Origin of the sequence: Citrobacter sp. Cf136 (assembly GCF_030333815.1) — a bacterium.
GTDB lineage: Bacteria > Pseudomonadota > Gammaproteobacteria > Enterobacterales > Enterobacteriaceae > Citrobacter > Citrobacter freundii.
The window spans coordinates 46,804-67,835 of the sequence record NZ_JAOWFE010000040.1 but is presented as its reverse complement, the minus strand read 5'-3'; the positions used below and the strand labels follow the sequence as shown (position 1 = coordinate 67,835).

The 21,032-nt window shown below is 53.2% G+C and carries 15 protein-coding genes; 10 read left to right on the top strand and 5 right to left on the bottom strand.

Going from position 1 to position 21,032, the window contains the following annotated elements; translation table 11 throughout:
- Positions 1–7 precede the first annotated feature (7 nt).
- From gluQRS to thpR, 4 genes are all read right to left on the bottom strand, one after another.
- Complete coding sequence (gluQRS, locus tag OGV98_RS19640) at positions 8–904, bottom strand: tRNA glutamyl-Q(34) synthetase GluQRS (protein WP_003837490.1); 897 nt, start codon at positions 902–904, stop codon at positions 8–10.
- A gap of 70 nt (positions 905–974) precedes the next feature.
- On the bottom strand, positions 975–1,430 hold the full coding sequence (dksA, locus tag OGV98_RS19635) for an RNA polymerase-binding protein DksA (protein WP_003018625.1): 456 nt from the start codon (positions 1,428–1,430) through the stop codon (positions 975–977).
- A 177-nt stretch (positions 1,431–1,607) separates the two neighbouring features.
- A complete protein-coding gene (sfsA, locus tag OGV98_RS19630; protein ID WP_202580770.1) occupies positions 1,608–2,312 on the bottom strand; it encodes a DNA/RNA nuclease SfsA in 705 nt (234 codons plus the stop codon).
- Between the two features lie 15 nt (positions 2,313–2,327).
- The gene (gene thpR / locus OGV98_RS19625; RefSeq protein WP_202580769.1) at positions 2,328–2,858 is read right to left on the bottom strand and encodes an RNA 2',3'-cyclic phosphodiesterase; all 531 of its coding nucleotides are present in this window, start codon (positions 2,856–2,858) and stop codon (positions 2,328–2,330) included.
- Between the two features lie 73 nt (positions 2,859–2,931).
- On the opposite strand from thpR, the gene hrpB reads away from it, so the two are divergent.
- From hrpB to fhuB, 10 genes are all read left to right on the top strand, one after another.
- Entirely contained in the window at positions 2,932–5,361 is a 2,430-nt protein-coding gene (hrpB, locus tag OGV98_RS19620) for an ATP-dependent helicase HrpB (RefSeq protein WP_202580768.1), read from the top strand.
- A 177-nt stretch (positions 5,362–5,538) separates the two neighbouring features.
- Entirely contained in the window at positions 5,539–8,076 is a 2,538-nt protein-coding gene (gene mrcB, locus OGV98_RS19615) for a bifunctional glycosyl transferase/transpeptidase (protein ID WP_202580767.1), read from the top strand.
- 564 nt (positions 8,077–8,640) lie between these two features.
- A complete protein-coding gene (locus OGV98_RS19610; RefSeq protein ID WP_003837506.1) occupies positions 8,641–9,183 on the top strand; it encodes a fimbrial protein in 543 nt (180 codons plus the stop codon).
- 50 nt (positions 9,184–9,233) lie between these two features.
- Positions 9,234–9,947: a fimbrial biogenesis chaperone gene (locus OGV98_RS19605; RefSeq protein WP_165488874.1), complete on the top strand. Its 714-nt coding sequence runs from the start codon at positions 9,234–9,236 to the stop codon at positions 9,945–9,947.
- Between the two features lie 32 nt (positions 9,948–9,979).
- Positions 9,980–12,463, top strand: coding sequence for a fimbria/pilus outer membrane usher protein (locus tag OGV98_RS19600; protein WP_202580765.1), 2,484 nt, complete (start codon positions 9,980–9,982; stop codon positions 12,461–12,463).
- A gap of 35 nt (positions 12,464–12,498) precedes the next feature.
- Complete coding sequence (locus tag OGV98_RS19595; RefSeq protein WP_226796418.1) at positions 12,499–13,500, top strand: fimbrial protein; 1,002 nt, start codon at positions 12,499–12,501, stop codon at positions 13,498–13,500.
- A gap of 210 nt (positions 13,501–13,710) precedes the next feature.
- Positions 13,711–15,960 (top strand): ferrichrome porin FhuA, encoded by a 2,250-nt coding sequence (gene fhuA, locus OGV98_RS19590; RefSeq protein WP_044714923.1) that lies wholly within the window; start codon positions 13,711–13,713, stop codon positions 15,958–15,960.
- A gap of 46 nt (positions 15,961–16,006) precedes the next feature.
- Positions 16,007–16,804, top strand: a complete 798-nt coding sequence (gene fhuC, locus OGV98_RS19585) for a Fe3+-hydroxamate ABC transporter ATP-binding protein FhuC (protein ID WP_003845793.1) — start codon at positions 16,007–16,009, stop codon at positions 16,802–16,804.
- Positions 16,804–17,694, top strand: a complete 891-nt coding sequence (fhuD, locus tag OGV98_RS19580) for a Fe(3+)-hydroxamate ABC transporter substrate-binding protein FhuD (RefSeq protein ID WP_003837517.1) — start codon at positions 16,804–16,806, stop codon at positions 17,692–17,694. Before fhuC ends, fhuD begins: the two co-directional genes overlap by 1 nt.
- Positions 17,691–19,673: a Fe(3+)-hydroxamate ABC transporter permease FhuB gene (fhuB, locus tag OGV98_RS19575; RefSeq protein ID WP_286551956.1), complete on the top strand. Its 1,983-nt coding sequence runs from the start codon at positions 17,691–17,693 to the stop codon at positions 19,671–19,673. The genes fhuD and fhuB overlap by 4 nt, the downstream gene beginning before the upstream one ends.
- 73 nt (positions 19,674–19,746) lie before the next feature.
- On the opposite strand, the gene hemL is transcribed toward fhuB, so the two are convergent.
- Complete coding sequence (gene hemL / locus OGV98_RS19570) at positions 19,747–21,027, bottom strand: glutamate-1-semialdehyde 2,1-aminomutase (RefSeq protein ID WP_149911368.1); 1,281 nt, start codon at positions 21,025–21,027, stop codon at positions 19,747–19,749.
- Positions 21,028–21,032: the final 5 nt, after the last annotated feature.

Genomic DNA, 21,032 nt, shown 5'->3' with positions numbered 1-21,032 from the left:
TCATAGCTCAGCGTGGCGCATTTGAGAATGCCGGATTTAAGATCGCTGATTCTGGCACTGTTGTCAGACGCCAGTTCTCAACGGCAAACTCCAGGATCTGGTCCACACGCATCTCCTGCCACGGGATATCGGCACGCTGGCCGAGAAAGCGTAGCGCGGCAATAATCACCGGGCGCGGATCGCCTTGTGGTAGCGCAGGTGCATGATTTTGTTTTGAAAGTTTAGCGCCTTGTTCGTTGAGCGCCAGCGGAAGATGAATATAGTCAGGCGCTTGCCAGCCAAACTGCTGATACAAAGAGATTTGCCGCACCGTGGGTTCGATGAGATCGGCGCCGCGAACAATCTCAGTTACGCCCTGAAAGTGGTCATCAACTACCACGGCGAGGTTATAGGCAAACAGCCCGTCGCGGCGGTGGATGATAAAATCTTCACCAGCAAGTTGCGGGTCAGCCTGAATCACACCGCGTAGCCGGTCAGTAAACTGCATCACGGGATGGCGTTGTTTAATACGGACGGCCGCCTGTTCTGGCCCGAGGCGTAACTCACGGCAGTGACCGTCGTAAATACCGCCGACGCTTTGAATACGCGCTCGCGTACAGGTGCAGTAATAGCTCAGATCCTGCTGATGCAGCCAGGTAAGCGCCTCGCGGTAGGCTTCGTGGCGTTGGGATTGCCATAAAATATCGCCATCCCAGTGCAGGCCGTAATGTTCCAGCTGACGCAGGATCGTATCTGCGGCACCGGGAACTTCACGAGGGGGATCAATATCTTCAATGCGTACTCGCCAGATTCCGCGCCGGGCACGAGCCTGCAGGTAACTGCCGAGGGCGGCAATCAGTGAACCGAAGTGCAGTTCGCCGGAGGGGGAAGGGGCGAAGCGGCCAATATAGTGTGAATCGCTCATTTTACGGACTGACAAATAATAAGGCGGGAGAAACTCCCGCCTTTAGTAAACGTGGTAAAAATGACCGGAATTAACCTGCCATCTGTTTTTCGCGGATTTCTGCCAGCGTTTTGCAGTCGATACACAGATCGGCTGTCGGACGCGCTTCCAGACGGCGAATACCAATTTCTACGCCGCACGATTCGCAGTAGCCGAAATCTTCGTCTTCTACCTTCTTCAGCGTCTTCTCGATCTTTTTGATCAGTTTGCGCTCACGGTCACGGTTACGCAGCTCAAGGCTGAATTCTTCTTCCTGCGCGGCGCGGTCCACCGGATCAGGGAAGTTAGCCGCTTCGTCTTGCATATGAGATACGGTGCGATCAACTTCATCCCTAAGTTGATTACGCCATGCCTCAAGAATACGCCTGAAGTGCGACAGCTGGGCTTCGTTCATATACTCTTCGCCCGGTTTCTCCTGGTACGGCTCCACCCCAGCGATGGCGAGAATACTCAGGGACGATGTTTTACGGTTTTGCCCTTCTTGCATGTTGCTTCTCCTTAACACGCACTATCGATCCCCATGTTCGGGGGAAAAATCAGGTCGCTATAAATAGCAGATGCTTTTCCGGATAGCAATTATCTAAACGTAACACTTGACAACCCTGTGAGGAAAAGCGTATTTGCCCACGCGTCCAGAATACTAATTAACCAAATGTTTACACCATTACAAGGTAATGGGCAACGGCTCTTTAAGAGTCATGCCATGGGCAGAAAGTTCCGCTTTATAAACCAGAATTTCTACCCCCTTAAGCTGTGCTTCAACTAATAATTGCGCATATTTTGCATCGATATGGTGCGCGGGTGAAAACCGTGTAATAGCTGAATGCAGCACGGCGAAAAATATCACTGCCCGCTTGCCTTCAGCCGCTACGCTCATCAATTCCCGAAGATGCTTCTGACCTCGTTCAGTGATGGCATCGGGAAAATAACCCTGCTCTTTTTCCGCCAACGTGACTGATTTCACTTCAATATAGCAGTCAGGTCGGGAATCTGCCTGTAACAAAAAGTCGATACGGCTCCCTTCGGTGCCGTATTTTACTTCACTTTTCAAGACGCTGTAGCCTGAAACTTCTGAAATTAACGACTGCTGAATCGCCTCTTTCGTTAATCTATTGGCCCACAGCGTGTTGACACAAATAAATGCCCCGGATTGGGTTTGCGTTAATTCCCAGGTATGTGGATATTTCCGTTTAGTATTTTCTGATGTCGAATACCAGACGGTATCACCCGGGGTGGCGCATCCGGTCATCGCGCCAGTATTTGGGCAGTGTAACGTTAACGTTGAGCCATCCGGTGTGATCACATCCGCTAAAAAACGCTTGTAGCGCTGGATGAGCGTTGCAGGTTGTAAAGGTGGAGAAAATTGCATAAACAGTCCCTTTAATTATTCAGTCAGCGTCCAGCGTTGCAGCTGCGTATAACGCGTGCGTCCTCGTGCGAATGAAGAGGAGTAAAGTGCGAACTCCGTGACCGGAAATGACCAGCCAAAGCCCGGTGGGGGGATGGGAACCGCGTGTCCGGCATCGCGCAGCAGCGTGATGTGTGGGTGAAACGGCTGCGGGCTTTGATAACACCCGCTGCGTGCGGCCTGCGCCCGCAGCATATTCGCCAGTTGTAACAGTCCGCGCGGTGGCTGACGCATCCCCAGCCACACGACCCGCGAACGCAGCCATTGCCCGGCATCATCCAGTTTGAGCGTAAAACCTGGCTGGCGAATGCGTCCGGCTAGTTGCGACAAAACCTGTTGCTTCTCTGCGCTGACATCACCTAAAAAGGCCAGCGTCAGATGCAGATTCTCGGCGGCGACGGGACGGCCTGCTTCAGGAGGGAACTGCGCGGCTCGCCAGTGGATTAACTGCTCCCGAACCCCGCCAGGCAATTCAATCGCAAAGAATAGCCTTTTTGGCTCAGACATGATGGATACTCGGTTATGAATTAACGCGATGCTACAATGCAGCGCGAAGAATGTTAACCCTCTGGAGCTATTTGTGACGTCGTTGCCCGTTGCCGCCGTAGTGCCTGAACTGCTTACCGCCCTTGATGCCTCGACTCAGGTGCTGCTGACCGCGCCGACCGGTGCCGGGAAATCGACCTGGCTGCCGTTGCGACTGCTTGAACATGGTGGCATCAAGGGGCGGATTATTTTGCTGGAGCCGCGTCGTCTGGCGGCACGCAACGTGGCGCAGCGGTTGGCGGAGTTGCTGAACGAAAAGCCCGGTGAGACCGTGGGTTATCGCATGCGCGCGCAAAGCTGCGTGGGGTCGCAGACCCGGCTGGAAGTGGTGACGGAAGGCGTCCTGACGCGCATGATCCAACGCGATCCCGAACTCACTGGCGTCGGGTTAGTGATCCTCGATGAATTTCACGAACGGAGCTTGCAGGCCGACCTGGCACTGGCGCTGTTGCTGGATGTACAGCAAGGTCTTCGTGACGATCTGAAACTATTGATCATGTCCGCAACGCTCGATAACGGGCGCTTGCAGCAGTTATTGCCCGATGCGCCCATGATTATCTCTGAAGGCCGTACATTCCCGGTCGAGCGACGGTATCAGCCGCTGGCGGCACATCTGCGTTTTGACGAAGCGGTGGCGATAGCCACGGCGGAGCTACTGCGCCATGAAAGCGGGTCGTTGCTGCTGTTTTTACCGGGCGTTGGGGAAATCCTGCGTGTGCAGGAACAACTGGCAACGCGTGTGGGCGGCGATGTTGTGCAATGTCCGTTGTACGGCGCGTTGACGCTGGCTGAGCAGCGTCAGGCGATTTTTCCCGCGCCGCAAGGTAAGCGCAAAGTGGTGCTGGCGACCAATATTGCCGAAACCAGCTTAACGATTGAAGGCATCCGGCTGGTGGTGGACTGCGCCCAGGAGCGCGTGGCGCGCTATGACGCGCGTACCGGTTTAACGCGGTTGATTACCCAGCGCATTAGCCAGGCATCGATGACACAGCGAGCCGGGCGAGCCGGGCGTCTGGAGCCAGGTATCTGCCTACATTTGCTTGCCAAAGAGCAGGCGGAAAGAGCGGCGGCGCAGGGAGAGCCTGAGATATTACAGAGCGATCTGTCCGGACTACTGATGGAGCTGCTGCAATGGGGATGTACCGATCCTGAGCAACTGAACTGGCTGGATACGCCGCCCGCTATCAACCTGCAGGCGGCAAAACGGCTGTTGCAGATGCTGGGGGCGCTTGAGGGCGACAGGCTCAGTGCCCGTGGGCAGAAAATGGCGGCATTGGGTAATGATCCCCGTTTAGCGGCTATGCTGGTTAGCACCAAAAATGACGATGAAGCGGCATCGGCCGCAAAACTGGCAGCAATTCTGGAAGAGCCGCCGCGCGGGGGCAGCACCGATTTAGCTGTGGCGTTTTCACGAAATCAGCCCGCCTGGCAGCAGCGCAGTCAACAATTATTGAAACGGCTTAACGTACGCAGCGGGCAGCCCGACATCGCGTTGCTCCCTTTGTTGCTGGCGCAAGCGTTCGCCGATCGGATCGCCCGTCGACGTGGACAAGAAGGGCGCTATCAACTGGCCAACGGTATGGGCGCGATGCTGGATGCTGATGACGCCCTGGGGCGCCATGAGTGGCTGATAGCGCCGCTGTTACTGCAGGGTAGCGCATCGCCAGATGCGCGTATTTTGTTAGCGTTGCCGCTGGATATTGAAGCGTTGATGCAGACGTGTCCTGAACTGCTGCAACAGTCCGACACCATCGAATGGGATGAAGCCCAGGGAACGTTAAAAGCACTGCGTCGGTCGCGTATCGGCCAGTTGACGGTAAAAGTACAGCCGCTGGCCAAGCCCTCGGAAGAAGAGTTGCATCAGGCGATGCTGAATGGTATTCGCGATAAAGGGCTAAGTGTGCTCAACTGGACGCCGGAGGCCGAGCAGTTTCGGCTGCGTTTGCAATGTGCGGCAAACTGGTTACCGGAGTACGACTGGCCTGCGGTAGATGAGGATTCTCTGCTGAAGACGCTGGAGCTCTGGCTGTTGCCGCACATGAGCGGTGTGCACTCTTTACGCGCGTTAAAAGCACTCAATGTGGGTCAGGCATTGCGCGGTTTGCTGGACTGGTCAATGCTGCAACGTCTGGATAGTGAACTGCCAGCGCATTACACTGTGCCAACGGGAAGCCGGATTGCCATTCGCTATCATGAGGATAATCCTCCTGTATTGGCCGTTCGGATGCAGGAAATGTTTGGTGAAGCAAACACCCCGACTATCGCCCAGGGACGCGTGCCGCTGGTACTGGAGCTGTTGTCTCCGGCCCAAAGACCGCTACAGGTGACGAGCGATCTAAGCGCGTTCTGGCAGGGATCGTACCGCGAGGTGCAAAAAGAGATGAAAGGGCGTTATCCCAAACATGTCTGGCCGGACGATCCGGCGAATACCGCGCCAACGCGGCGCACCAAAAAGTATTCATAGCTGTATGCGTGGTTGCCTGATGGCGCTGCGCTTATCAGGGCGAACGTAGGCCGGATAAGGCGTTTTACGCCGCCATCTGGCATGAATACAGCTGAAAATTGAGAGATTTCTTCTTCTGTCGCAGGACGGAAGAACAGAGAATCGGGCCTTTGCGCCTGAATGTTGCGGAGAAAAAGCATGGCGGGGAATGACCGCGAGCCAATTGGACGTAAAGGGAAACCCTCACGTCCGGTGAAACAAAAGGTGAGCCGTCGTCAACTCAGAGATGAAGAGTATGACGACAATTATGATGATGATGACTATGAGGATGAAGAACCGATACCGCGTAAGGGTAAAGGCAAAGGGCGTAAGCCTCGTGGTAAACGCGGCTGGTTCTGGCTGCTGGTAAAACTGTCGATTGTTTTTTTGGTGCTGATCGCCATTTACGGCGTCTATCTGGACCAAAAAATCCGTAGCCGTATCGACGGTAAAGTCTGGCAGCTTCCGGCGGCAGTATATGGCCGCATGGTTAACCTTGAGCCAGAAATGCCCATCGGCAAGAACGAGATGGTGAAGCTGCTAGAGGCCACGCAGTATCGTCAGGTCTCGAAGATGACGCGTCCGGGCGAATTCACCGTACAGGCGAAGAGCATTGAGATGATTCGTCGTCCGTTTGACTTCCCTGACAGTAAAGAAGGGCAGGTGCGCGCACGTCTGACCTTTGATGGCGATCATCTGGACACTATCGAGAATATGGATAACAACCGCCAGTTCGGTTTCTTCCGTCTCGATCCACGCCTGATTACCATGCTCTCTTCACCTAACGGCGAGCAGCGCCTGTTTGTCCCGCGCAGTGGATTTCCGGATCTGCTGGTAGATACGCTGCTGGCAACCGAAGACCGTCACTTCTATGAGCATGATGGCGTCAGCCTCTACTCGATTGGTCGTGCGGTGCTGGCCAACCTGACGGCCGGTCGCACGGTGCAGGGGGCGAGTACGCTGACTCAGCAACTGGTGAAGAACCTGTTCCTGTCCAGCGAACGTTCTTACTGGCGTAAGGCCAACGAAGCCTACATGGCGCTGCTGATGGATGCGCGTTACAGCAAAGATCGCATTCTTGAGCTGTACATGAACGAAGTCTATCTCGGTCAAAGCGGCGATAATGAAATTCGCGGCTTCCCGCTGGCGAGCCTCTATTATTTCGGTCGTCCGGTGGAAGAACTGAGTCTCGACCAGCAGGCGTTGCTGGTGGGGATGGTTAAAGGGGCGTCAATCTATAACCCATGGCGTAATCCGAAGCTGGCGCTGGAGCGTCGTAACCTCGTGCTGCGTTTGCTGCAACAGCAGCAGATCATCGATCAGGATCTGTATGACATGCTGAGCGCGCGTCCGTTAGGCGTACAGCCGCGTGGTGGAGTAATCTCGCCACAGCCAGCCTTTATGCAGATGGTGCGTCAGGAGCTTCAGGCGAAGCTGGGCGATAAAGTTAAAGATCTCTCCGGCGTGAAAATTTTCACCACCTTTGATTCCGTGGCGCAGGACGCTGCGGAAAAAGCGGCGGTGGAAGGCATTCCGGTGCTGAAGAAACAGCGTAAGCTGAGCGATCTGGAAACCGCGATTGTGGTGGTTGACCGATTCAGTGGCGAAGTTCGCGCCATGGTTGGCGGGGCAGAGCCGCAGTTCGCGGGCTATAACCGTGCGATGCAGGCGCGTCGTTCGATTGGTTCTCTGGCGAAGCCGGCGACCTATCTGACTGCGCTCAGCCAGCCGAAGCTTTACCGCCTGAATACCTGGATTGCCGATGCGCCGATTGCGCTACGTCAGCCGAACGGTCAGGTCTGGTCGCCACAGAACGATGATCGTCGCTATAGCGAAAGCGGAAAAGTGATGCTGGTGGATGCGTTAACCCGCTCCATGAACGTACCGACGGTAAATCTGGGGATGGCGCTGGGCTTGCCTGCCGTGACTGATACCTGGTTGAAGCTGGGCGCGCCGAAAGATCAGCTTAACCCGGTTCCGGCCATGCTGCTCGGGGCGTTGAACCTGACGCCAATCGAAGTAGCACAGGCGTTCCAGACTATCGCCAGCGGCGGGAACCGTGCGCCGTTGTCGGCGCTGCGTTCGGTGATTGCCGAAGATGGTACCGTGCTGTACCAGAGCTTCCCGCAGGCTGAGCGTGCCGTTCCGGCGCAGGCGGCGTATATGACGCTGTGGACCATGCAGCAGGTGGTTCAGCGTGGTACGGGTCGTCAGCTTGGCGCGAAATATCCTGGCTTGCATCTGGCAGGGAAAACCGGGACCACCAACAACAACGTGGATACCTGGTTTGCCGGGATCGACGGCAGCCAGGTGACCATCACCTGGGTGGGCCGCGATAACAACCAGCCAACCAAGCTGTACGGTGCCAGCGGCGCGATGTCGATTTATCAGCGTTATCTGGCTAACCAGACGCCAACACCACTGGTGCTGACGCCACCGGAGGATGTGGTGGATATGGGCGTAGACTACGACGGTAACTTCGTTTGTAGCGGCGGGATGCGCACGCTTCCGGTATGGACCACCGATCCTGATTCGCTGTGTCAGCAGGGTGAAATGCTGCAGCAGTCGGGGAATCCGTTCGATCAATCTTCTCAACAGCCGCAGCAGCAGCCTCAACAGCAGCAACCGCCGCAGCAAGAGAAGAAAGACAGCGATGGCGTGGCTGGTTGGATAAAAGATATGTTTGGCGGTAACTGATTTTTTAGCTGTCCTCCCCCGCATCGGTGCCTGCTGATGTGGGGGAATTCTCCCTCTTGCTGTATTCGCATTTCGGTCTGTATAGCAAGCTCAGGATAGGGTTAACAGTGATGGTGTTTCCTGCCTATATTTTCCGTTTAATCATAAATTCAATATATTATTTTTTTGTATATATCGTCGGTTGGTTGATTTTATTCTATTTTTTCTGCGTTTTTTTATTATCTGCCCGTATGCATATGTGGGTAATATTGTTTTTATGAATATATTCATGCTGGCTAAAATCACCATTAAGAAAATATTATTTCCATAAATTGTTCTGCTAAAACAAGATGTTGTGTGTTGTTTCTTTAGTTTTGGTGAATGTGTTGATTAGCTTTTATTCATCATGGTACGTAGAATAGATGACACAAGGGAATGTTTTAAACTGAATGAGTTGATAAAGATATATTATATCTATGATGTTGTTGGATTTATATTCCAGCACTTCTCCAGCCATTGTCTATTTCCCCTCTGTGTTAACTTTTCTCTTCATTGATTTTTGTGAACATATGTAAGGAATACGTTATGTGCAAAAAAATTATCATCTCGTTGCTTGTCAGTAGTGCAATGGCAACTGTAGCAACATCTGCTTTTGCCGTTGATACCGGGACGGTAACGTTTAATGGGAAAATTCTTCCCGATAGTTGCGTGGTTGATGTAAATGGTACAGCGACAAACGGTACTGTGACGTTTAACAACCTTTCTCAAACTGCGTTTGGCGAAGATAAAAAAGTCGGCGACACGCAATCTTTTGCGATTACGCTGACAGAATGTGATGCTGCGGTTGCCAACCTCAATATCAAATTTGATGGGACGCGTATTGCCGGATACGACGATGAAGTCTTGCAGGCGACAGGGACTGCGCAGAACCTCGGGGTACGTATGCTTCCTGAAGGGAGCAGCAACTACGTGAAATTTGATGGCTCGGATCCTGAAGCGGCACTGAATAAGACTAACGGCGAGAGCGTGGTTTTTAATTATAAAGCTGAGGTTATCCAGGTTGGTAGCACTTTACCAACTACCGGTGATTATACCGCACAAGCGACCTATACTCTGCTTTATCGTTAATCATCATAAACCTGGCCCAGGCAGGGCCAGTATTTCAATGGAATGGAAAGATGAAACGACTTATCACAGCATTAATACTTATATTAACCTCGGGATTAAATTCGGTTCAAGCTGGCGTAGTAGTGGGTGGCACACGAATTATATATCCGGCTAACCAATCTGAAGTACAGATTGCTTTAAAAAATAAAGATAATGATAAACGTTATCTGGTGCAGAGTTGGGTCAGTAATATTGATGACAGCAAAGCGCCATTTATTATGACACCGCCAATTTACAAATTGGACGAAAACCGCCAGACGCTGCTACACGTGGTTTATACCGGAAATAAATCGGCGCTGCCTCAGGATCGTGAGTCATTATTTATGGCGAACATCAAATCTGTTGCAGCGATCCCAGAAGAATTGCATGACAAGAACACGTTACAATTTGCCATTAAAACTAAATTAAAACTGTTTTATCGCCCGGCCTCATTGACAGAAGACGAGGCAAAAATGGCCTGGCAATCGTTGCAATTTAGCCGCCATCAAAATCAACTGGTGGTGAAAAACCCCACACCCTTCTATGTCACCTTCGGACAGATCTCTGTGGCGGGAAAAGCGATTAAACCGGCTACAAACCAGTCCTCTCCGACGGCATTAACGATGATGGTCGCTCCATTTGGTGAGCAGCGTTTTCCGCTGCCATCGGCAGTAAAAGGCAACGTTGTCTGGACCGCAATTAATGATTTTGGCTCAGAAACCGAACAGCGTAAACAGTCGCTGTAAATCAGCTATCGATGAGTTATGGGGTGACATTTATGCCTTCACATCGTACTGCCCGGCTTTTTGCTCTCAATACGCTGACATTCGCTATATTGACTGCGAGTGGTTCCGTTTGTGCTGATGATTATTTCAATCTCAGTGTACTTGAAACGGGAACCCCACTTGAGAATACCGGGGCGCTTGAAGCTTTTTTACAGCATAATGGTTTATCCCCCGGGCGTTATTTAACGTCGATTGTTTGGGATCAGGATCGCATTGATAAACGAAATTTAAATTACCTCCTTTCAAAAGATAACAGCAAACTGATTCCGCAATTTACTAAAGCGGAGCTGCGCGAACTGGGCGTTAAAGTTGATACGGTTCCGGCATTAAATAATGTTAACGAAGATACGTTGCTGGGTGATATTAGCGAATATATCGCGGATGGACGCTATGACTTCAATCCGGAAACACAGGTGCTGCAATTACGTATTCCGCAGATCTACCGCGACCGCAAAATTTCGGGCGAAAGCAATCCCACTTTCTGGGATGACGGCATTCCGGCTCTGTGGACCAGTTACTATATTTCGGGATCGCACCAACAATCCGGAGGTCAAAATAATGCTTCGAACTGGGCAAGTTTGAATTCAGGGATGAATATCGGCCCCTGGCGTTTGCGTAACACCAGCAATTGGGGGAATGATAATGGTTGGCAATCTATTAATACGACGCTTGGACGCGATGTCAAAGCATTGCGTAGCCAGCTTCAGATAGGGCAAACCTACACTAACGGCGAACTGTTCGATAGCGTGCAGATGACGGGCGTTAAGCTGGAGACCGATACCAGTATGCAGCCCAGTGGATTACAGGGCTTTGCCCCGGTCGTTCGTGGGATTGCTAATAGCGATGCCAAAGTCACCATTAAGCAAAACGGTTACACCATCTACCAGACCAACGTCTCGCCTGGCCCGTTTGAAATTCGTGATTTAACGCAGGTGACGGCAGGAGCGGATCTGGAAGTCACCGTGACGGAGGCCGACGGTACAGAGCGCAGCTTTATTCAGGCCAGCTCCTCGGTGCCGATTATGCAACGTGAAGGCGCGCTGAAGTACAGCCTGGCAGCCGGGAAATATCGCGATGTTGATAACGGTGAGGAGCCGGAATTCAGCCAGGCTACGGCAATTTATGGCTTACCTTTCGGAATTACCGCTTACGGCGGTCTGCAGGGCGCGTCGATGTATCGCGCCGGACTGGTCGGCATCGGAGCTGATTTACGCGATTTTGGTTCGCTGTCGATGGATCTGACGGCGGCGAGAACCGCGTTTGACGACGAACGCGCGGATGCGAATGGCCAGTCGTGGCGCGCGCAGTACGCAAAAGATTTTCCGTTAACCAATACCACGGTCACGCTGGCCAGCTATCGTTATTCCACCTCCGGGTTTTATACCTTTCAGGAGGCTCTCGATCAGCGTAATAACAACTACGACGATGACAGCATCTATAGCTATCGCGATAGCTATAACCGTCGCAGCCGCCTGCAACTTAATCTTTCTCAGTCGTTACAGAGCTGGGGTTCGGTATACGCCAACGCTTATCAGCAAGATTACTGGGGAATGGAAGGCCATGAACGAAGCGTGAGTCTCGGTTACAGCAGCAGTTGGCAGGGCGTTAACTGGTCGCTGAATTACAGCCTGACAAAAACGCCATCAACCACTAACGATCAGCAGTTTTCTATCTCAATGAATGTCCCTCTTTCGCGTTGGCTGGCTAATGCCTGGGGAACATATACTCTGACAAGTTCAAAAAATGGTAATAGTGCACATCAGGTTGGCGTCAGTGGAACGTTACTGGAAGATAACAATTTAAATTATAACCTTCAGCAAACCTACACCGATAACGATGTCGGTTATGGTGCCTATCTCTCTTCCCGGTATCGGACATCGGTTGGCGAGTTCAGCGCCAATTACAGTTATCAAAAAGACAGTAAACAGTGGGGCTATGGCGCCCAGGGTTCCGTTGTTGCGCATTCGCAGGGAATAACGCTTGGACAATCCATTCAGGATGCTTTTGCCATTGTGCACATTACCGATGGCGATAATGTAAAAATACAAAATTCCCGGGGGGTTTACACCGATTATTGGGGCAATGCCATTGTGCCAACTTTAACCAATTATCGCCGTAATACTATTACTGTGAATACTCAGGGACGTGATGATATTGATATTCAGGATGCTTCTCTGGATGTGGTTCCGACAAAAGGGGCCGTCCTGAAAGCTGACTTCACGGCGCGTTCAGGTAAGCGTGCATTACTTACCTTAAAACATGGTCAGAGCGTGGTTCCTTTTGGTGCTCTGTTAAGTATGGACGGTACGACATCGATCGTGGGTGACGACGGTGAAGTGTATGTCACTGGGCTAAAAGGAACACAGCGCATTGAGGTGCAATGGGGAAATACCGCACAGACGAAATGTACGGGCAGCGTAAGCGTGCCTGAGAACATGGGTACGGGAATTCTCTCAGCTACGGTTAATTGCCAATAATGGAAGATGGCTTATGAATACGGAAATTGTCAGATATGAGTAAAAGGAACAAAAACATTTTCAGGGCTATGTTGATCATATTGATTTTAGCTGGATCGGCAGCACCTGTTTATGCCGCCACATGTACCGGAAATTACCCGGAAAATGGCGCAATGACCTTTCAGCTACCGGCAAGCATCACTGTGGAGCCTGACGTATCAGTTGGTACGGTTATTTATGAGGGAAGCATTGAGAGCGGCCAAATCGATATGGATTGCCAGGATACTGGCAACAAATACAAAGGTTACGCAGTGTTAACGGATGCCGATGCCCGCAATGGAGTGCTGGAAGGCGTTTATCAGACTAGCGTTCCAGGTATAGGTATCCGCATGGCTGAAGCGGAAGAACGAACACCTACCTTTACCTCTGAGGATATCGTCACACCCATGCATTTTTATAGCTATGGAGCAAGCGGATGGAACAGTATTCATACAAAGTACCATGCGTCAATGCAGTTGGTTGTGACGGGCGACGTCGAGGATGGTTATCTTGATACCTCCCGGCTGACAGCGCAAGAGAAGTGGGGTAATGATGTGATAGCTCAGATATTGGTATCTCCCACCAGCATTCATATCCAGACTAATACCTGTAACCTGGAGGATAAAAATATCTACGTGCCGCTGAAGACGATTAATGTCGATAACTTTGACAGTCAATTTTCAGAAGTACTCACCGATAACAGTTTCAAAATCGAGATTTCTGATTGTCGGGCAGGTACCCAAATCGATTATAAGTTCAACAGTGCTGGTTCGACAGGCGTTACGGATGGCAATATTTTGGCTATCGCCAGTGGAGACAGCTCTGCCAGCGGTGTCGGTATCCAGATTCTGGACACGAACAATAATGTGCTGAGTTTTGATCAAACCTATACCGCTGTGAGCAGCACTAGCGCTAACGAAGTGGCAGAAATTCCGCTGAAGGCACGCTATGCCAAAACCGGCAATGTCAAAGCCGGGAAAGTGGACGCCGTCGCGACTTTTGAGGTCTTTTACCGCTAACGCCTTGCGACCCGCTGCGGCGGGTTGGCAGCGCTCTAACATTCCAGCCTAATTTATTAACCCTTTCTTTTCATCTGGTTATTTCTTAACCCCTCAGTTTTAGTAGGGGCGCGTATTGCTTGCTATCTCGCCAGAGTTTCGAATATTATGCTGCCGTTATAATAATAATTCTCGTTTACGTTATCATTCACTTTCATCAGAGAAATACCAATGGCGCGTCTTAAAACTGCTCAGCCAAGTTCATCACTGCGTAAAATCGCAGTAGTGGTAGCCACAGCGGTTAGCGGCATGTCTGTCTATGCACAGGCGGCGGTTGACCCGAAAGAAGAAACCATCACCGTAACTGCAGCTCCTGCTCCGCAGGAAAGCGCATGGGGGCCTGCGGCAACCATCGCCGCACGACAGTCTGCTACGGCGACCAAAACCGACACTCCAATTCAAAAAGTTCCTCAGTCTATTTCTGTGGTCACCGCCGAAGAGATGGCGTTGCATCAGCCAAAATCGGTCAAAGAGGCGCTTAGCTACACCCCGGGCGTTGCCGTGGGTACGCGTGGTGCGTCCAATACCTATGACTACTTGATTATTCGCGGATTTGCCGCCGACGGCCAAAGTCAGAATAACTATCTGAATGGCCTGAAGATGCAGGGCAACTTCTACAACGATGCGGTCATAGACCCTTATATGCTGGAGCGTGCCGAAGTGATGCGCGGTCCGGTTTCCGTTCTGTACGGAAAGAGCAACCCGGGTGGGTTGTTGAATATGGTCAGCAAACGCCCGACCACAGAGCCGTTAAAAGAAATTCAGTTCAAGATGGGCACTGACAGCCTGTTCCAGACAGGTTTTGATTTCAGCGATGCGCTGGATGATGACGGTGTATACTCTTACCGCTTAACTGGCCTGGCGCGTTCCGCGAATGCGCAGCAGCAGGGCGCAGAAGAACAACGCTATGCCATCGCGCCATCTTTCTCATGGCGTCCGGACGATAAGACAAACTTCACCTTCCTCTCCTACTTCCAGAACGAGCCGGAAACCGGTTATTACGGCTGGTTGCCGAAAGAAGGGACGGTGACTGAGTTGCCGAATGGCAAGCGTCTGCCTACCGATTTCAACGAAGGGGCGAACAACAATACCTATTCTCGTAACGAGAAGATGGTGGGCTACAGCTTCGATCACGAATTTAACGACACCTTTACCGTGCGTCAGAACCTGCGTTACGCGCAAAATAAAGTCTCGCAGAACAGCGTGTATGGCTACGGTATGTGCTCCGATCCGCTCTATACCAAGGATCCGGCTAACAGCCCTTGTGCCAGCGTTCCTCAGGCCGACTGGGATCATACGCTGACGCGTCAGTATGTTATCGATAATGAGAAATTGCAGAACTTCTCCGTCGATACTCAGCTGCAAAGCAAGTTCGCGACAGCCGACGTAGATCACACGCTGCTGACTGGCGTTGACTTTATGCGTATGCGTAATGATATCAACTCCTGGTTTGGCTATGCGGGTTCTGTTGCGCCGTCCGATATCTATAACCTCGACCGCAGCGACTTCGATTTTGGCTCACACCCAGGCCCTTCAGGTCCTTACAAAGTGCTGAACAAACAGAAGCAGACTGGCTTGTATGTTCAGGATCAGGCGCAATGGGATAAGGTGCTGGTTACTCTGGGCGGTCGTTACGACTGGGCTAAACAGGACTCTCTGAACCGTGTTTCTGGCGTAACGGATTCCCGCGATGATAAGCAATTCACCTGGCGCGGTGGGGTTAACTATCTGTTCGACAACGGCGTAACCCCATATTTCAGCTACAGCGAGTCGTTTGAACCGGCTTCCCAGACGGGGGCAAGCGGTAATATCTTTGCGCCATCTAAAGGTAAGCAGTACGAAGCTGGCGTGAAGTACGTGCCGAACGATCGTCCAATCGTGATCACCGGTGCTGTCTATCAGTTGACCAAAACCAACAATCTGATGGCCGATCCGAACGGATCGTTCTGGTCAGTTGAAGGCGGTGAAATTCGTTCTCGCGGAGTGGAAATTGAAGCGAAAGCGGCGCTGTCTGCCAGCGTCAACGTAGTGGGTTCTTATACCTACACCGACGCGGAATACACCACCGACACCAACTACAAGGGCAATACGCCTGCGCAGGTGCCAAAACACATGGCATCATTGTGGGGCGATTACACCCTTTATGACGGCGCGCTTTCTGGGCTGACGTTGGGTACTGGCGTTCGTTATACGGGTTCCAGTTATGGCGATCCGGCAAACTCCTTTAAAGTGGGGAGCTATACGCTGGTGGATGCGTTAGTACGTTACGATCTGGCGCGCGTCGGCATGGCGGGCTCCAACGTGGCGCTGCATGTGAACAACCTGTTTGACCGTGAATACGTCGCCAGCTGCTTCAATACCTATGGCTGCTTCTGGGGCGCAGAACGTCAGGTCGTTGCAACCGCAACCTTCCGTTTCTAATTTCTATTGGGCACGCTTTGCGTGCCCGTTTTACAAGTTGGCTGCTATGCAGGAAAACAGATCCCATCCCGACACTACTTTTGCGTTGCGTAATGTCTCCTTTCGTGTGCCTGGCCGCACGCTTTTGCATCCTCTCTCATTAACTTTTCCTGTGGGTAAAGTGACCGGCCTTATCGGCCACAACGGTTCCGGAAAATCGACGTTATTGAAAATGCTGGGACGTCATCAGCCGCCGTCAGAAGGTGAAATCCTGCTCGACGAACAGCCGCTGGAGAACTGGAGCAGTAAAGCGTTTGCCCGCAAGGTCGCCTATCTGCCGCAGCAGTTGCCGCAGGCCGAAGGGATGACTGTGCGCGAACTGGTGGCGATTGGCCGCTATCCGTGGCACGGAGCGCTGGGACGTTTTGGCGTTGCCGACAGAGAGAAAGTAGAAGAGGCGATTTCGCTGGTTGGCTTAAAACCGCTGGCGCACCGTTTGGTTGATAGTCTGTCCGGCGGAGAACGCCAGCGCGCGTGGATTGCCATGCTGGTAGCGCAGGACAGCCGCTGTCTGCTGCTTGATGAACCGACTTCCGCGCTGGATATCGCTCATCAGGTTGACGTACTGGCACTGGTGCATCGCTTAAGTCAGCAGCGCGGGCTGACGGTGATTGCGGTGCTGCATGATATCAACATGGCGGCCCGCTACTGTGATTACTTAGTTGCGCTGCGCGGTGGTGAAATGATTGCACAAGGGACGCCTGCTGAACTGATGCGCAGTGAAACTCTGGAACAGATTTACGGTATCCCGATGGGCATTTTGCCGCATCCGGCCGGTGCCGCACCCGTGAGTTTTGTCTATTAATGATTGAATTACATCATATTACCCGTCGGCGGCTGCTTGCGGCGATGGCGCTGTCGCCGCTGCTGTGGCGGATGAATACGGCGCACGCTGCGGCGGTTGATACGCAGCGCATTGTGGCGCTGGAATGGCTACCGGTAGAGCTATTGCTGGCGCTGGGTATTACGCCGTATGGCATTGCCGATATCCCTAACTACAAGCTGTGGGTCAGTGAGCCCCCGTTGCCGGATTCTGTGATTGATGTCGGGCTACGTACGGAGCCCAATCTCGAACTGTTGACCGAAATGAAACCCTCGTTTTTGCTGTGGTCGGCAGGCTATGGTCCTTCCCCTGAAAAGCTGGCGCGGATTGCACCTGGCCGGGGATTTAACTTCAGTGACGGTAAAAAGCCGCTGGCCGTTGCGCGACAATCGCTGCAGGAAATGGCGCAATTGTTCAATCTGCAAGCCTCTGCTGAACGCCATCTGACCGAGTACGATCGTTTTATCGCCAGCCTGAAACCGCGCTTCATTCAACGCGGCGCACGCCCTGTACTTCTCACTTCCTTGCTTGATTCGCGACATATGCTGGTGTTTGGCCCAAACAGCCTGTTTCAGGACGTGCTGGATGATTATGGGATCCCCAACGCCTGGCAGGGCGAGACAAACTTTTGGGGCAGCACTGCCGTGAGTATTGACCGTCTGGCTGCTTATAAGGATGTCGATGTGCTGTGTTTTGATCACGGCAACGATAAAGAGATGGCTGCGCTAATGTCTACGCCGTTGTGGCAGGCGATGCCGTTTGTCCGCAGCGGACGTTTTCAGCGTGTGCCTGCCGTCTGGTTCTATGGCGCCACGCTCTCGGCGATGCATTTTGCCCGCATTCTGGATAATGCGCTGGGAGGCAAAGCGTGAGTAAACGAATTGCGCTATTCCCGACCCTTCTTCTGGTGGTTCTGTTTGTCGCTGCCTGTTGGCTGACCTGGGTAAACTTCTCTGTTGCGCTACCGCGCAGTCAGTGGCAACAGGCTATCTGGTCACCGGATATCAATGCTATTGAGCAGATGGTTTTCCACTACAGTCTGCTGCCGAGGCTGGCGATTTCGCTGTTGGTCGGTGCCGGGCTGGGGCTGGTCGGTGTCTTGTTTCAGCAGGTGCTGCGTAACCCACTGGCAGAACCCACTACGTTAGGTGTCGCAACCGGGGCGCAGTTGGGCATTACGGTTACCACGCTGTGGGCTATTCCCGGTGCGCTGACCACGCAATTTGCGGCGCTGGCGGGAGCATGTGTTGTTGGGGCACTGGTGTTTGGCGTTGCCTGGGGCAAACGTCTTTCTCCGGTGACGTTAATCCTTGCCGGGCTGGTGGTCAGCCTGTACTGCGGGGCAATTAACCAGTTGATGGTTATCTTCCATCACGATCAACTGCAAAGCATGTTTTTATGGAGCAGCGGTACGCTAACGCAGACCGACTGGAGCGGCGTACAGCGTCTGTGGCCGCAACTGCTGGGCGGTGTGATGCTGACGCTGTTGTTATTACGCCCAATGACGCTGATGGGACTGGATGACGGTGTGGCGCGTAACCTCGGTCTGGCGCTGTCGCTGGCACGTCTGGCGGCGTTATCGCTGGCCATTGTTATCAGCGCCTTACTGGTTAACGCGGTTGGGATTATCGGCTTTATTGGCCTGTTTGCACCGCTGTTGGCGAAAATGCTCGGCGCGCGTCGTCTGCTGGCGCGTCTGATGTTGGCCCCGCTGATTGGTGCGTTGATCCTCTGGCTCTCCGACCAAATCATTCTGTTGCTGACCCGCGTATGGATGGAAGTTTCCACTGGTTCGGTGACGGCGCTGATTGGCGCGCCATTGCTGCTGTGGCTGTTGCCGCGCCTTAGAAGTATGAGCGCGCCGGATATGAATGCCAGTAACCGCATCGCTGCTGAGCGCCAGAATGTACTGATGTTTGCCTTGGCGGGCGGGGCGATATTGCTGCTTACCGTTATTGTGGCGCTCGCGTTTGGCCGCGATGCGCACGGCTGGACATGGGCCAGCGGCGCGATGCTGGATGAGCTCATGCCCTGGCGCTGGCCGCGTGTTCTGGCAGCGCTGATTGCCGGGGTAATGTTAGCGGTAGCTGGCTGTATTATTCAGCGTCTGACCGGAAATCCAATGGCCAGTCCGGAAGTATTAGGAATTAGCTCCGGGGCGGCATTTGGCGTGGTGCTAATGTTATTTCTGGTCCCCGGCAATGCCTTTGGCTGGCTGCTGCCGGCCGGGAGCCTCGGTGCGGCAGCCACCTTGCTTATCATTATGATTGCCGCCGGGCGCGGGGGCTTTTCACCGCACCGCATGTTGCTGGCAGGGATGGCGCTCAGCACGGCGTTTACAATGCTGCTGATGATGCTGCAGGCCAGCGGCGATCCGCGTATGGCGGGGGTGCTAACCTGGATCTCCGGCTCAACTTATAACGCGAGTGGCGAACAGGTGCTGCGCACCGGGATTGTAATGGTCATCCTGCTGGCGATGACGCCGCTGTGCCGCCGTTGGCTGACAATTTTACCGCTTGGCGGCGATACGGCGCGGGCTGTCGGTATGGCTATTACGCCATCACGCGTGGGGTTACTGCTGCTGGCGGCAGGGCTGACGGCGACAGCCACCATGACCATTGGACCGTTGAGCTTTGTCGGGCTGATGGCGCCGCACATTGCCCGGATGATGGGGTTTCGTCGGGCGATGCCGCATATGCTGATTTCAGCGCTGGCGGGTGGCGTGTTGCTGGTCTTTGCTGACTGGTGCGGCAGGATGGTGTTGTTTCCGTATCAGATCCCGGCGGGATTACTGTCGACGTTTATTGGCGTGCCGTACTTTATCTATCTGCTACGTAAGCAGAGCCGGTAAGTTATGCCGCCATCCGGCCTACGGCGTAGAATGTAGGCCGGGTAAGCGTAAGCGCCACCCGGCAATTCATCCTTTACAGTTTCGCAAACACCCGGCGCGCGGCGTCGATGGTGTTATTGATATCTTCTTCACTGTGCGCCACGGACATAAAGCCTGCTTCGAACGCGGACGGCGCCAGATAAATTCCTTCATCCAGCATCATGTGGAAGAAACGCTTGAAGCGTTCAACGTCGCATGCCATCACATCCTGATAGCAGGTTACGGTTTCTGCATCGGTGAAGAAAATCCCGAACATCCCGCCTACATGATTAACTACCAGCTGAATATTCGCTTCTTCAGCAGCTTCCAGCAGGCCTTCCGCCAGACGCGTCGTCAGTTCGTTCAGCGTTTCATGAATACCCGGCTGGGCGACTTCGGTCAGACAGGCATAACCTGCCGCCATCGCGATTGGGTTACCGGAAAGCGTCCCCGCCTGGTAAACTGGTCCAGTCGGCGCCAGTGCGTCCATCACATCGCGACGTCCACCGAATGCGCCAACGGGCATTCCGCCACCGATGATTTTGCCAAGACAAGTCAGATCCGGCACGACGCCGTAATAATCCTGTGCACCGGCCAGCGCCACGCGGAAACCGGTCATCACTTCATCGATGATCAACAGTGCGCCAAACTCATCGCACAGTGCACGCAGGCCCGGCAGGAATTCCGGCAGCGGCGGGATGCAGTTCATGTTGCCTGCGACCGGTTCAACGATGATGCAGGCGATCTCCTGCGGATATTGTTCAAATGCCGCACGTACTGAAGCGAGATCGTTATAGGTGCAGGTTAGGGTGTGTTTCGCGAAATCAGCCGGAACGCCCGGGGAGTTCGGCTGACCCAGCGTTAACGCGCCGGAACCCGCTTTGACCAGCAGACAGTCGGCATGACCGTGGTAGCAGCCTTCAAATTTGATGATCTTATCGCGACCGGTGAAACCGCGCGCCAGACGGATTGCGCTCATAGTCGCTTCCGTGCCGGAGTTCACCATGCGCACCATGTCCATGGTCGGCACGAGTTCAGTGACCAGCTCCGCCATTTTCACTTCCATTTCGGTCGGTGCGCCAAAGCTTAAACCGCGCTCCGCAGCTTCAATCACCGCATTACGGATTGCCGGGTGATTATGGCCCAGCACCATCGGTCCCCAGGAACCGACGTAGTCAACATAGGCTTTACCATCGACATCGTACAGATACGCGCCGTCGGCTTTTTCGATAAACAGCGGAGTACCACCCACGCCAGTAAAGGCGCGAACGGGGGAGTTAACGCCGCCAGGGATAAGTTCGCGTGCTGCGCTGTAGAGATTTTCAGACTTACTCATGGATG